The sequence below is a fragment of the Paenibacillus sp. LPE1-1-1.1 genome, assembly GCF_040676435.1.
Lineage (GTDB): Bacteria > Bacillota > Bacilli > Paenibacillales > Paenibacillaceae > Pristimantibacillus.
On record NZ_JBEGHY010000012.1, the window covers coordinates 721589 to 735085 of the forward strand.

The following is a 13497-nucleotide window of genomic DNA, read 5'->3' on the forward strand; positions in this document are numbered from 1 at the left end:
ACATCATGGATAAGAGAAAGCGAAGCCTTAAGGAATTTGTCAGATATGGATACCGTATTTTGCTCGGCATGTTGTTCAGAATGAAGTTGGAACAGGGAGGCAGCATGCTTCGGGTGTGCGGCAGAGTCATTGTATCCAAAGCTAAAGATTCCAAATTGATTATCGGGAAAAACGTCATCTTGCATAAAGATACCGGCTTTTATCTGGAATCGAAAAAAGCGAAGATCGAGATTGGCGATCATACATTTATTAATCGAAGATCTGAAATTAGGTGCAAAGAACAAGTAAAGATAGGGAATAATTGTGCAATTTCCTGGGATGTATCCATAATAGACACCGATTATCATCAACTTTTAGGTACCGAATCGACGAAGCCGGTCTTTATTGGAGATAAGGTTTGGATCGGCTGTAAATCGACGATTTTAAAAGGCATCACCATTGGTAATGGTGCCGTTGTTGCGGCGGGTTCTGTTGTAACGAAGGATGTGGAGCCCTATACGCTTGTGGCGGGAGTACCGGCAAAGCTAGTCAAACGGAACGTCGAGTGGAGTCTCTAGGGAGTGGATTGGTTCTATCATCCCAGCTCATTGATAGAAATGTTTTTTAATTTTTGACCTAGCGAATGAAAGAGAGAAACAATAAAGGAGTGGATTGTCATGAAGAGTACCCCGAATGTTCACCCTATGGATGGTCTCAAAAATAAGCTTAGCCAAATTTTGAATGTTATTCCGCCGGGCTCTAACATTTACTATATCGATATTCCCGTTCATAGCAACGGCGGCGACCTGCTCATTATGAAAGGCACGGAAACGTTCTTCAAAGACTATAATATTCGCGTCCGTGCACGCTACAGCGTGCTTGATTTTCCCGATTCACTGATGATTCCGAAAGATCATATCATCGTGCTGCATGGGGGAGGGAACTTCGGAGACCTGTATCCGGCGCATCAGAAGCTGCGCGAGAAAATTATTACCAGCTATCCGTACCATCGGATCGTGATGCTTCCACAGACGATATTTTATAAGAAAGAGTCTGAATTCGACCGGACGGCGCAAATATTCAATGGACATAAAGATATTCATCTCTATGTCCGCGACACGTTGTCCTATCAATCTGCATCTGAGAAATTCCATAAATGCAACGTTTATTTATCGCCCGACATGGCCCATCAATTATGGCCGATCCGGCACAAAGGCAGCCCGGGCAAAGATCTGCTCTGCTTCTTCCGTACGGATATTGAGAAAACGATTGAGCAGGAGAAGCTCGAATCGGCGGGCCGCGGCGATTATTTGGATTGGAACTCCTTGTATAACCGGGTGGAGCAGAAATCGATTAATCTCATTGTCAGAATGATAAAGAAAGGCAGCAGTCCACTGCCGATGCAGGCGATTTGGGGCAGGTACACCGATTATTTGGTAGATAAAGCTGTCAAGCGCTTCAGCGGCTACCAGACGGTACAGACGTCAAGGCTGCATGGCCATATTTTATCGTGCTTGATGGACAAGCCCAATACGCTGCTGGACAATTCGTACGGCAAGAACTCCAACTATTATCATACATGGACAAGCGGCATAGGGTCCGCCCAATTGATTGTGAAGAATGAAGGGCAAAAAACAAATTCAAATGCTTCGCAAATCAGTTAACTAATATGTATAGGAGGAGTCACCATGAAAATTGTTCTACTCTCAGGGGGATCGGGCAAACGCCTGTGGCCGCTGTCAAACGATTCCCGTTCCAAGCAGTTCTTGAAGGTGCTGAGTTCGGAAGGAAAGCTTGAGTCGATGGTACAGCGGGTTTGGGGGCAGATTGCGAGTGCCGGACTTGGCGATCATGCTTTTATCGCAACGAGCAAGCCGCAGGTTGAAATGATTTACAACCAGCTGGGAAGCGAGATTGAAGTGATTGTCGAACCGGAAAGAAGGGATACGTATCCTGCGATCGCGCTGGCGGCTACCTATTTGTATTCGGTTAAAGGCGTCAGCCTGAATGAGACGGTCGTGGTCATGCCGGTCGATCCTTACGTTGAGGAGTCGTTCTTCCACAAGACCAAAGAACTGGACCGGGTCTTGAACGAGTCAGGCGCGGATTTGGCGCTTATGGGAGTAAAACCGACATATCCTTCGGAGAAATACGGGTATATCGTTCCGCAAAACGGGACCACGCATGACGCGCCATATATGAATGTACAAAGCTTCCGGGAGAAACCCCGCGAAGAAGAAGCAGCGGTCATGATTGAGCAGGCAGCACTTTGGAACTGCGGGGTTTTCGCATTCAAACTGGATTTCATCATTAATATTCTGCTATCGCACGGGCTTCCGATCCAATACGACGAGATGGTGAAGCAGTACGACAAGCTAACGAAAAACAGCTTCGACTACGAGGTGGTGGAGAAAGCCAATCTAATCGTCGCTCTGCCATACGAGGGGGATTGGAAGGACCTTGGAACGTGGAACACGCTGACGGAGGAAATTGCGACCCCACTGATCGGCAAAGGAATCATTACCGACAATTCAATCAATACGCATATTATAAACGAACTGGATATTCCGATTACGCTGCTTAATTTATCCAATGTCGTCGTCGCGGCGAGTCCGGATGGCATTCTCGTCTCGGACAAAGCATCAAGCCCGATGATTAAGGAGGTTATGAAGCATTCGGATCAACGTCCTATGTACGAGGAGAGGCGTTGGGGCCGTTACAGGGTGCTCGATTACTTGAAATATCCGGACGGGAAAGAAGTGCTGACCAAACGGATATGCATAGGGCCTGGCAATAATTTAAGCTACCAATACCATCTGCTTAGAGACGAGGTATGGACCGTCGTTTCCGGTAACGGGGAGATGATCCTGAACGATAAGCGGTTTCCGGTTAAGGCCGGAGATGTGCTTGTTATATCGAAACAGAGCAAGCACAGTTTGCGGGCGGAGACGGAAATGGACATCATTGAGGTGCAAACCGGGTCGGAGCTTGTTGAAGAGGATATCGTCCGGCTTGCCTTCGATTGGAATGAAATTATTGAAATATGTGCCGTATAAGTGAAGGGATTTCAATATAGGGAGTGATGAGAATGAACATTACAGTCATTGGCACCGGCTATGTCGGGCTCGTATCGGGTGTCTGTTATGCGGAGCTGGGGAATAAAGTCATCTGTGTCGACAAGGATCTTGGGAAGATTGAGACACTGCAGGCTGGAGAGATCCCCATCTATGAGCCGGGGCTGAAGGAATTGGCGGATAAGAACAGTTCCGCCGGGAAACTCTCTTTCACAACCGATCTGACCGAAGCGGTGCGTCAATCGGACATAATTATTCTGGCTGTCGGAACGCCTCCGATGCCAAGCGGCGAGGCGAATATGGCCTATATCAATCAAGCCGCCCTTGATATCGCCGAAGCGATGAACGGCTATAAAATCATCGCTATAAAAAGCACGGTACCGGTCGGCACGAACGAACGGATCCATGAGCTGATCCGTACCCGCACATCCGAGCCGTTCGACAGCATTTCGCTGCCGGAATTTCTCCGCGAAGGTTCTGCCGTCAAAGATACGCTAAATCCGGACCGGATCGTCATCGGTGCTGATAACCAAGACGCAGCCGATACGATGGCCGAGCTGCATCGGCCGCTGACGGAGCAAATTATCGTGACGGATATCCGCAGCGCAGAAATGATTAAATATGCGTCCAATGCTTTCCTCGCTACGAAGATCTCGTTCATCAATGAGATTGCGAACATTTGCGAGAAGGTAGGCGCAGACGTGACGAAGGTTGCGGAAGGGATGGGTTACGATAAACGGATTGGACAGTCGTTCCTTAAAGCCGGTATCGGCTATGGAGGCTCCTGTTTTCCGAAGGATACCAGAGCCCTTATCCAAATCGCCGGTAACGTCGATTACGAGTTCAAGCTGCTGCGGTCGGTTGTGGAAGTCAATCAGGATCAAAGGTTTAATGTTATCCGCAAGCTGGAGACGATCTTTAATGGCCAGCTGCGAGGGAAGACAGTCGCGGTATGGGGATTGGCCTTTAAGCCGAATACCGATGACGTCCGCGATTCACCGGCGCTCGAAATCATACAATATTTGGTAGAGAACGGCGTGAAGGTGAAAGCTTACGATCCTATTGCTATGGAAAACTTCAAAGGCTTATACGGCAAGGAAGGCGTCATATGGTGCAATCAGGCGCTCGATACGGCACAAGACTCAGATGCGCTTTGTTTACTAACGGAATGGGATGAATTCGCGGAAGTGGATTTGAATCTGCTGCAATCCGTCATGAAGCAGGCCATTCTGATCGATGGACGCAATGTGTTTAAAGAGGAAGATTTGCTCGGAACCGATTTCGTTTATTATTCCGTCGGCCGCCCGAGCCTAAATAAAGGCGTCAAACAGCAAATTCCTGTTATGCAATTGTAATTCTAACGATAGTGGGGTTCTAACATGATGAAAGCAGAGAAAATTGATTTAAGCGATATTTCGAATGAATTGTCATTTATGCTATTCATTCTGCGCGACGTTCAAGAGTTGGATGAGAAGAGAATACGAGAATTCACTTCAAATATGAAGTGGGATTCGTTTATACAATTAACCTTGCATCATCGTGTTTATCCGATCGTTTACTTGAAACTAAATCAAATCCGTTCATCTCTTATTCCTGCCGATATTATGGAGACGCTCCACTATCATTACAATTCCAATATTATTAAGATGATGCAGCTAACTAGAGAGATGAATAAAATTTGCGATAAATTATCAGTCAACAGTATACGCACCATTTTGTTGAAAGGCCCCATTCTGGCGATTCAACTTTACGGTGATATGTCGCATAGGACTTCCAAAGATCTGGATATTCTGCTCGATGTAGAAGATGTGGAAAGAGCATTGGAAGTCATGACACAGCTTGGATATGAATTAGAGGATAAGGATTCATTACATCATAATTGGAAAGATAAGCATCACCATCTTTCCTTCCGTCATAAAGAACATTCTGTACAAATTGAAATTCATTGGCGGTTAAATCCTAATTCCAGTGGTTCTCATTCATTCAATCAACTGTGGGAACGTAGAAATACAGTTCATTTATTGAATCAGGAATTTCATTGCTTAGGCAATGAAGACCTGCTCTATTATCTTGCTGATCATGGTGCCAGGCATGCCTGGTTTCGATTACGCTGGTTAATGGATATCGATCGTTTAATGCCTAAAATGGATAGCGGGAAAATGCATGATTATTTTAGACAGCACGGTGGTCAATCATTTACAGGGCAAGCCTTCATATTAGCTTTCAATCTGCTTGATTCAAAGATTCCTCATTCTATGAATCAAGTGACGAATAATAAAAAGGCTCTTCGGCTAGCGAAATCATCTTTGTTTTTTATCAAAAAGATAGTTAAATTAAACCCGGTACCGGAGAAAAGCGTCGTTTGGCATTATTTTCGATACACTCTGTCACTAATGACAGGCAGGCAGAGAGCGAGATATCTTCTGAATCACCTGGAACCTAACGTGAAAGATATGTCTCTGCTGCCGCTATATAAACCATTTCATTTTCTATATGTTCCGCTCCGGCCGATTCTATGGTTTTGGAGAAATATCATAAATAATTAATTTTTATTTAGAAAAAAGCGACATAAAATGAATTTTCAATACGAATAGTATAAATAAATACAAAGTTATACTACTTGCTAAACGGGGTGTTTACTCTGAATGATTATCGAATATTTGGTTTGAACATTAAAAGTAAAATTGTTCTGCCTGAAGCATATGAAATACATGGAATTATTTCGGAATTTGATGTAGTGATTGAATTGAATCCACCGCTGGAAGATTGCCAGGATCAATTTAAAACGGCCAACTACCACTTCGATAACGGTCGATTTCTCTTTCATGTACCCGAAACAGCCTTTTACAGCATTACATCCGGTACCCAAATCACGATAACCCCATACCCGGGAGCGGATGAGGCGAAAATTCGGCTTTTCCTGCTCGGAACCTGTATGGGCGTACTGCTCATGCAGAGAGGGATTCTTCCCCTGCACGGGAGTGCAGTCGTCATTGACGGGAAGGTTTACGCCATTGTCGGGGAATCGGGTGCCGGTAAATCGACTCTTGCCGCAGCGTTTGCTCATGCAGGATATCCATTAATGACGGATGACGTTATCGCGGTCTCCTTATCCAATGATTCGGCAGCAGCTACTGTCTATCCGTCCTATCCGCAGCAGAAGCTGTGGGAGGAAAGCATAGAACAATTAGGATTGATTTCTCACAACTATTCATCGATTTACCAAAGGGTTAACAAATACGCGGTGCCTATACGGTCCCAATTTTGCAGAGAGCCTCTCCCTCTCGCTGGGGTAGTTGAGCTTATCAAAGCTTCCGAACCAGAACCATCTCTTAAAGCTTATAACAGATTAGAAGGGCTTCATGTCTTAAATGTGCATACCTATCGAAATTCTCTTCTCCATCTGTTGAACCTGCAGCAATGGCAATTTCAATCGATTGCCCGGCTTGCTTCCGGGCTCCCGGTGTACCAGCTCCGCCGCCCGGCAGACGGCTTTTCTGCCTTTAACTTAGTTGATCAAATTGTCAGTCTGACTAATAAAAAGGAGGTTGTTATTTCATGAGCGTTGATATAATTACCGCTAACGAACTTGTTGTACAGTCGGATGGTTACCTCGTAAGCGAAATGAACGGGGAGAAGATCATGCTGAGCATCGAGAATGGCAAGTACTACAACTTAGGCCAGCTCGGGGGCCGTGTGTGGGAGCTGATGGCATCCCCTGTGTCCATACAAGATATGGTGAAGCAACTAGTGACGGAATATGAGATAGAGCCCGGAGCGTGCGAACAGCAAGTTCGTACTTTCCTGCAGCAGCTTAAATCCGAAGGACTCATACAAGTTAGAAAGGAATAATGAACTTGTATAGGAAAGCGATAAGAAAAGTTAAGAGATTTATAGCTTACCCCGCAGACTTGAAGCGGATGTATGTGGAGGCTTATTTTTACTTAGCTTTGGCGAGGGTGCTTAAGCTGCTGCCATTCGCAAAAGTAGCTCCTTCTCTTGGCGAGCATATGAGGGAGACACCATATACGAGCACTATAGAGCAGGATCTCATCCATCGTAAAGTATCCAAGGCCGTTCATGCGATGAGCCGAATCACCTGGTGGGAAAGCCAGTGCTTAGTCAAGGCTGTCGCGGCCATGAAGATGCTGAAGCGAAGAGGGATCGAGAGTACGCTTTATCTGGGCAGCGGCAGGGATGAGACGGGGAAAATGATTGCTCACGCTTGGCTTCGCAGCGGGTCGTATTATGTAACCGGCAATGAAAGATTGGAACGGTATGCTGTCGTTGCCGTGTTCGGGAATCACACAGAAGCTGCGGTTCTGTCGCCAATTGAGCGGTAATCCGCATTAGGGGTTTTTCTTATGAAGGATTTATTCTATTTTATTCGAAAAATGCACCAGGTCTCAGGATTCCGTCTGTACCTCAATATGTTCACTACATTCGTGATCAGCTGCCTGGACGGCATTGGAATCTATATGATCGTTCCTATGCTTAGCATTATAGGCGTATTTCAAATGAATATGGACGAAGTGCCGCTTGTCTCTTCCTTATTCGCATTCATCGAGTCATCGTCCATCGAGTTAAACTTGCCGGTGGTACTAGCGATATACGTGATGATCGTTGGCGGACAAGCATTGCTTCAGCGAAGCCAGATGGTGTTGAACTCACGGATTCTGCAAGCCTTCGTCCGTTCACTCCGGACGGAAACGTATCAGGGGCTGCTTGGGGCGAAATGGGAGTTCTTTCTCCGCAAGCGGAAGTCGGATTTTCATCATGTCATGGTTAACGAGCTCGGACGGGTCAGCTACGGCACTTCACTCTTCCTGCAGATGGTCACAGGCATTATTTTTACGGTTATTCAAATCGCTCTGGCCTTCTGGCTCTCCCCGTTGTTAACGGCCGTCGTGCTTATAAGCGGCGGAATACTCGCTATATTCTCGCGCAAGTTTATTAAGAAGGCGGGACATATTGGCGATAAGACATCGGAGCTGTCTCAGAGCTATTTTGCAGGAATAAGCGATCATTTCAACGGCATCAAGGATATTAAGAGTAACAGGCTGGAACGCTCCCATATCAGTTGGTTCAACAACATGAGCAAGGAGCTTGAGAGCAACGTTATCCAATTAGTACGAGTCAATTCTTTGTCCCAGTTCATCTACCGGATCTCTTCCATTACGCTTATTGCCGGATTCGTCTATTTAGCTTTAGAGGTCTTCCACACGCCGGCTGAGCAATTGATTCTGGTTGTTCTCATCTTCTCGCGGCTGTGGCCGAGGTTTATCGGGATTCAGTCGAATATCGAACAGCTGGCGACCAATCTGCCCGCATTCAAAGCCATGCGTAAGCTGCAGCAGGAATATGAGCAGGAGAAGGAGCTCAACTTGTCAGGTTCTTCGGACAGGGGAAAGCAATTTCAATTGCAGGACGGTATCGAATGCAGACAAGTCAATTATCGGTACGACCCTAAAGAGCCGGTGTTTGCTCTGCGTGATATTAACGTCTATATTCCTGCGAATCGCATGACGGCTATCGTAGGTATGTCCGGTGCGGGGAAAAGCACGCTGATTGATATGCTCATGGGGCTTATTCAACCGGAGAGAGGGCAAGTGCTGATTGACGGCGTTACGCTGAGAGACGAGAAGCAGCTTCTCTCGCTGCGGAGCGCAATCGGCTATGTTGCACAGGATCCGTTTCTCTTCAATGCAAGCATTCGGGATAACTTGAAGCTGGTTGACCCTTATGCCGAGGACACCGAGCTGTGGAACGCTTTGAAATTCTCAGTATCCGATGAATTTGTACGCATGCTGCCTCAAGGTTTGGATACGGTCATCGGTGACAGGGGCATTCGGTTGTCCGGGGGAGAGCGGCAGCGGATTGTACTCGCGAGAGCCATATTGAAGCGTCCCTCCATTCTAGTGCTGGATGAAGCGACCAGCGCGCTGGACAGCGAGAATGAACGGCTGATTCAAGAGGCGCTTGACCGTCTTAAGGGAAGCATGACGATTATTGTCATTGCCCACCGATTGTCGACCATCCGCAATGCGGATCAGGTCATAGTCATAGAGCAGGGCGAAGTTATTCAGCAAGGCGGTTATAAACAGCTGTCTCAAGAGGCCAAAGGAAAGTTCAGACAGCTGCTTAACTATCAAACAGGCGTTAACAGTTAGTTCGGTTACCCAACCACTATTAAATATAACTAGAAATGATTGGAGTAATAATGAGTGCGATAACCGGTGTTTTTAATTGTAATGAAGAACCTGTATCTGTCGAAACGATCGAAAATATGATGCAAGCCTTGCAAAAATACCCTGCCCATGATGTGCGGGTTTGGCATGACCGTTTCGTATTTTTAGGTTGTCACGCGCAATGGATCACACCAGAATCGACTAAAGAACGGCTGCCCTTTTACGACGAACAGCATAAGCTTGCCATTACCGCAGACGCGATCATTGACAACAGGGAGGAATTATTTAACCGGTTGCAGGTTGAGCATCTCCAGCGGAAACAGATGACGGACAGCGAGCTTATTTTAGCGGCATACTTGAAATGGGGGAAGGAAGCCCCTCGATACCTGATAGGAGACTTTGCTTTCATTATATGGGATGAGCAAAAACGCCAGCTTTTCGGCGCGCGTGATCTGTCGGGAAATCGAACGCTTTATTATTATCATCATTCACGACAGTTTGCTTTTTGCACGGTGATGAATCCGCTGTTTACTATTTCCGGTGTTAAGAAGGAACTGAATGAGTCATGGTTGGCCGAGTTTCTCATGATCCCTATCATCTTGGATACGATCGATGTTCACTCCACGGTTTATGATAATATCGATCAAATTCCTCCCGGCCATTCGATTACGGTGGCGGATGGAAACATTGCATTGGAGCAATACGGGACATTCATAACGCCTGGCGGAAATCTTAAACTAAAAACAAACGGCGAATACGAAGAAGCATTTCGTGAAGTCTTTCAGGAAGCCGTTACATCGAAGCTCCGGACATACCGGAAAGTTGGTGCAAGCTTAAGCGGAGGGTTGGATTCGGGGGCTGTCGTAAGCTTTGCCGCAAACCCGTTGCTACAGGAAGGGAAAACATTACAAACCTACAGTTATGTCCCTCCCTCTGATTTTGTGGATTGGACACCGAAAAGCTTGATTGCCGATGAGAGTCCTTATATCCAAGCCACGGTTCAACATGTAGGAAATATCGCGCACAACAATTTGGACTTCTCGGGTCGAAACTCATTTGAGGAAATGAATGACCTGCTCGAGCTGATGGAGGCGCCTTATAAGTTTTTTGAAAATTCATTCTGGATCAAAGGGATTCTCGAGCAAGCGGATAAGGACGGAGTCGGAGTATTGTTGAATGGAGGGGGCGGGAATTACTCCATCTCGTGGGGCCCGGCGCTGGATTACTACGCTCAGCTTTTAAGAAAGCTGCGTTTGATACGTTTTTACCATGAACTGAAGCTCTATGGAAGAAATATGAGAATCGGGAGATCCCGACTGCTGCCCATAATCGGAAAACTGGCATTTCCGGCTCCGTCTTTTTTTTCGAAGCCGCGGCCCGATATCCCGCTTTTAATCCATCCGGATTTAGCGGAACGAACCAAAGTCTTCGATAAACTTAAAAACCATAATGTCGGATTGACCGAATTTTCAATGAACGAATTTGCGGCAAGAATCGATCAGTTCGAAAATTTGTCGTTCTTAAACCATCAGGGGACGTCATCAACGAAATTATCATTACGTTATGCCGTCAGGGAAAGGGATCCGACCTCTGATCCCAGGGTGGTTCGATTTTGCTTATCCGTGCCTGTAGAACAGTATGTCCAAAATGGTATAGACCGTTCTTTAATTCGAAGGTCGACCGAAAATTATTTGCCCGATAAAGTCCGGTGCAATCTTCGTGTTCGGGGTGTGCAGGGAGCGGACTGGATCCATCGCATGATTCCATCGTGGAGTGCTTTTATGGAAGAACTTCATCAGCTTTGTGGTGATACCGGGGCTTCGTATTTTTTAAATGTGAAACAAATTAAAGAATCGCTTTCGATGATTGGAAACTCACCCAAACCTGAATACGCCTTTGATCCGAATGTAAGATTATTAATGCAGAGCTTAATTGTTTACCGTTTTATAAGGCAATTTTCATAACGCCACGCATGAAAGGAGGTGATACAAATGACAAAGGAAATGAAGAAAGAATGGCAGCCACTGACGTTGGAACTCCTTGATGTCAGCGCGACCATGGGTGGAAAAAATGGAGTGTATCCTGACAGAAATGGTAAAGGTAACAATAATGGTCACCCTCATGAAGATTCCTAGGATAGGATGACTTAATACTAGTACTATTATTTTCATGGCCCTTATCATTTTAACGGATAAGGGCCCTTCTTAACGATAAAGAAAGTTTTAAGTTCACGGAGAAGGCTTACTTTATCGTTAAGAAGGTAAGGAAGAATAGGTGTAATAAATCATAAGTCGATAGGGTGTGAGTGCATGAGCGTTATTGCCGGTGTTATACAATTCGATAGGCCGCTGCATCCAACTGATGGGACTGCAGATTTCATGGAAGCCGTACAGCAGTTTCCCGGAGATAGCTTTGAAACATGGGAAGATGCGTCGGTTCTACTCGGCTGCCGGTCTCAATGGATAACACCGGAATCGGTTAATGAACGCCTTCCTTTTCGGGATGAGCATTCTGGACTGGTTGTAACCGCTGATGCAATCATTGACAATCGTGCGCAATTGTTCGAGCAGCTCGATATTGGACGAGATAGAAGAAGCGGGATAACGGACAGTGAGCTCATCCTGCTGGCTTATCGCAAATGGGGGCCGGATACGCCGCGTTATCTAATCGGAGATTTCGCCTTCGTCATATGGGATGCAAGCAGAAAGCTGCTGTATGGGGCGAGAGATCAGCTGGCCAGCAGGACGCTGTATTACCATCACAGTTCGAATCAATTCTCGTTCTGCAGTGTAATCCATCCACTCTTCACCCTGGCGGGAATAGAGAAGAGTCTGTGCGATGAGAGATTTGCCGAATTTTTGGCGATACCGACGCTCCTGGATGCAGTCGATGTCCATACGACCTATTATGCGGATGTTTTGCAGCTGCCTCCGGCACACACTTTTACGTTGCAAGAGGGTAAGCTTACGGTTGCAAGGTATGGCGGATTAATACCGGAAGAGAAATTAATGTTGGGCTCTGATGACGAATATGTGGAGGCCTTTCAAGAAATTTTCCAACAATCGGTCCGCTCCAGACTGCGTACCTTCAAGCCGGTGGGAGTCACCTTGAGCGGGGGACTGGATTCCGGATCGGTTTCGGGACTCGCAGCGAGGATGCTCTCCGAGGAAGGCAAGAGCTTACACGCCTACAGCTATGTTCCGGAGCGCGATTTCAAAGATTGGACGCCCAGCAACTTGTTTGCGGATGAGAGTCCCTTTATTCAGTCGATCGTAGACTATGTGGGAAATATTGAGACTAACTTTTTAGATTTTTCGGGGAAAAGCTCTTTTACTGAAATTGATGAATGGATTGACGGTTTAGAAGGACCGTACAAAAATTTCGAGAATGCATTCTGGGTTAAAGGCATTCATGAAGAAGCGGCTCGTCAAGGCGTCGGTGTTTTGCTCACAGGCGCCCGGGGGAATTACTCCATATCCTGGGGTTCAGCTATCGGTTATTACAGCCTGCTGCTGAAGAAGCTCCATTGGCTCCAATTATACCGAGAGATTAATATGTTCGGCAGACAGCTGGGCACCGGCCGGAAACGAATCGTTCGCGCGATTAGACAGCAAGTTTTTCCGGAAAAAGCGGCTCCTTTTCACCCGGGGATACCTCCCATCATTCAACCTGATTTCGCAAGGAGCTCCGGGGTATTCGAGAAGCTGTCGCAGTATGATGTCGGTTTGCGGGAGTCAACGTATCAAATGCTGAGGGAACGCGAGGATTACTTCAGCAACCAGGCGGTTTTAAGCATGCAGGGCACCATTTCGGCAAAGTCATCCTACCGGCTGGGAATATGGGAACGGGATGCAACCAGCGATGTACGCCTTATCAAATTTTGTCTGTCGATCCCCGTGGAGCAATATGTTAAGAATGGCTTCGGGCGTTCTCTTATCCGAAGAGCAACCAAAAATATTCTGCCAGACAAAGTTCGAATGAATCAACGGACACGAGGCATTCAAGGCATGGATTGGGTACATCGGATTATACCCCGGTGGCAGTCGATAGAAGAAGAGCTTCGTACGCTGTGCAGGGATGAGCAGGCTTCGCGCTACTTGAACCTGATGCAAGTGAAGGAATCAATGAGCAAGGTAGGTTCGGCCATTAAGCCGGAACAGGCTGATGACCCCCACTTAAAGCTGCTTATGCGCAGCTTGATTGCCTATCGCTTTCTCAAACGGCTGAATTAGGAAACTGTACTTGAAAGGAGGTGA

12 protein-coding genes are annotated in these 13497 nt (G+C 46.6%); all 12 read left to right on the forward strand.

The window, feature by feature from the left end; translation table 11 throughout:
* Positions 1-5 precede the first annotated feature (5 nt).
* The 12 genes from MRBLPE1_RS13665 to MRBLPE1_RS13720 all read left to right on the forward strand — a co-directional run bounded on the left by MRBLPE1_RS13665 (position 6) and on the right by MRBLPE1_RS13720 (position 13473).
* On the forward strand, positions 6-557 hold the full coding sequence (locus tag MRBLPE1_RS13665; protein ID WP_364146089.1) for an acyltransferase: 552 nt from the start codon (positions 6-8) through the stop codon (positions 555-557).
* Between the two features lie 99 nt (positions 558-656).
* Entirely contained in the window at positions 657-1643 is a 987-nt protein-coding gene (locus MRBLPE1_RS13670; RefSeq protein WP_364146090.1) for a polysaccharide pyruvyl transferase family protein, read from the forward strand.
* 24 nt (positions 1644-1667) lie between these two features.
* The gene (locus tag MRBLPE1_RS13675) at positions 1668-3035 is read left to right on the forward strand and encodes a sugar phosphate nucleotidyltransferase (RefSeq protein ID WP_364146091.1); all 1368 of its coding nucleotides are present in this window, start codon (positions 1668-1670) and stop codon (positions 3033-3035) included.
* A 32-nt stretch (positions 3036-3067) separates the two neighbouring features.
* Complete coding sequence (locus MRBLPE1_RS13680) at positions 3068-4408, forward strand: UDP-glucose dehydrogenase family protein (RefSeq protein ID WP_364146093.1); 1341 nt, start codon at positions 3068-3070, stop codon at positions 4406-4408.
* Positions 4409-4432: 24 nt separating this feature from the next.
* Positions 4433-5599, forward strand: coding sequence for a nucleotidyltransferase domain-containing protein (locus tag MRBLPE1_RS13685; RefSeq protein WP_364146095.1), 1167 nt, complete (start codon positions 4433-4435; stop codon positions 5597-5599).
* Positions 5600-5790: 191 nt separating this feature from the next.
* Complete coding sequence (locus tag MRBLPE1_RS13690) at positions 5791-6615, forward strand: aldolase (protein ID WP_364146096.1); 825 nt, start codon at positions 5791-5793, stop codon at positions 6613-6615.
* Complete coding sequence (locus MRBLPE1_RS13695; protein WP_114379626.1) at positions 6612-6905, forward strand: lasso peptide biosynthesis PqqD family chaperone; 294 nt, start codon at positions 6612-6614, stop codon at positions 6903-6905. The genes MRBLPE1_RS13690 and MRBLPE1_RS13695 overlap by 4 nt, the downstream gene beginning before the upstream one ends.
* Positions 6905-7396, forward strand: a complete 492-nt coding sequence (locus MRBLPE1_RS13700) for a lasso peptide biosynthesis B2 protein (RefSeq protein ID WP_114379625.1) — start codon at positions 6905-6907, stop codon at positions 7394-7396. Before MRBLPE1_RS13695 ends, MRBLPE1_RS13700 begins: the two co-directional genes overlap by 1 nt.
* A 21-nt stretch (positions 7397-7417) precedes the next feature.
* Positions 7418-9223, forward strand: coding sequence for an ABC transporter ATP-binding protein (locus tag MRBLPE1_RS13705; protein WP_364146099.1), 1806 nt, complete (start codon positions 7418-7420; stop codon positions 9221-9223).
* A gap of 50 nt (positions 9224-9273) precedes the next feature.
* Positions 9274-11205 carry an asparagine synthase-related protein gene (locus MRBLPE1_RS13710; RefSeq protein ID WP_364146101.1) on the forward strand — a complete coding sequence of 644 codons (1932 nt, stop codon included), beginning with the start codon at positions 9274-9276 and terminating at the stop codon, positions 11203-11205.
* Positions 11206-11232: 27 nt separating this feature from the next.
* Positions 11233-11376, forward strand: coding sequence for a paeninodin family lasso peptide (locus MRBLPE1_RS13715; protein ID WP_245976023.1), 144 nt, complete (start codon positions 11233-11235; stop codon positions 11374-11376).
* Positions 11377-11550: 174 nt separating this feature from the next.
* Positions 11551-13473 carry an asparagine synthase-related protein gene (locus MRBLPE1_RS13720; RefSeq protein WP_364146102.1) on the forward strand — a complete coding sequence of 641 codons (1923 nt, stop codon included), beginning with the start codon at positions 11551-11553 and terminating at the stop codon, positions 13471-13473.
* Positions 13474-13497: the final 24 nt, after the last annotated feature.

Coding starts and splice junctions, on each gene's coding strand:
- MRBLPE1_RS13680 (WP_364146093.1), top strand. CDS start 3,068: ATGAACATTACAGTCATTGGCACCGGCTATGTCGGGCTCGTATCGGGT.
- MRBLPE1_RS13695 (WP_114379626.1), top strand. CDS start 6,612: ATGAGCGTTGATATAATTACCGCTAACGAACTTGTTGTACAGTCGGAT.
- MRBLPE1_RS13685 (WP_364146095.1), top strand. CDS start 4,433: ATGATGAAAGCAGAGAAAATTGATTTAAGCGATATTTCGAATGAATTG.
- MRBLPE1_RS13720 (WP_364146102.1), top strand. CDS start 11,551: ATGAGCGTTATTGCCGGTGTTATACAATTCGATAGGCCGCTGCATCCA.
- MRBLPE1_RS13700 (WP_114379625.1), top strand. CDS start 6,905: ATGAACTTGTATAGGAAAGCGATAAGAAAAGTTAAGAGATTTATAGCT.
- MRBLPE1_RS13670 (WP_364146090.1), top strand. CDS start 657: ATGAAGAGTACCCCGAATGTTCACCCTATGGATGGTCTCAAAAATAAG.
- MRBLPE1_RS13705 (WP_364146099.1), top strand. CDS start 7,418: ATGAAGGATTTATTCTATTTTATTCGAAAAATGCACCAGGTCTCAGGA.
- MRBLPE1_RS13675 (WP_364146091.1), top strand. CDS start 1,668: ATGAAAATTGTTCTACTCTCAGGGGGATCGGGCAAACGCCTGTGGCCG.
- MRBLPE1_RS13710 (WP_364146101.1), top strand. CDS start 9,274: ATGAGTGCGATAACCGGTGTTTTTAATTGTAATGAAGAACCTGTATCT.
- MRBLPE1_RS13715 (WP_245976023.1), top strand. CDS start 11,233: ATGACAAAGGAAATGAAGAAAGAATGGCAGCCACTGACGTTGGAACTC.
- MRBLPE1_RS13665 (WP_364146089.1), top strand. CDS start 6: ATGGATAAGAGAAAGCGAAGCCTTAAGGAATTTGTCAGATATGGATAC.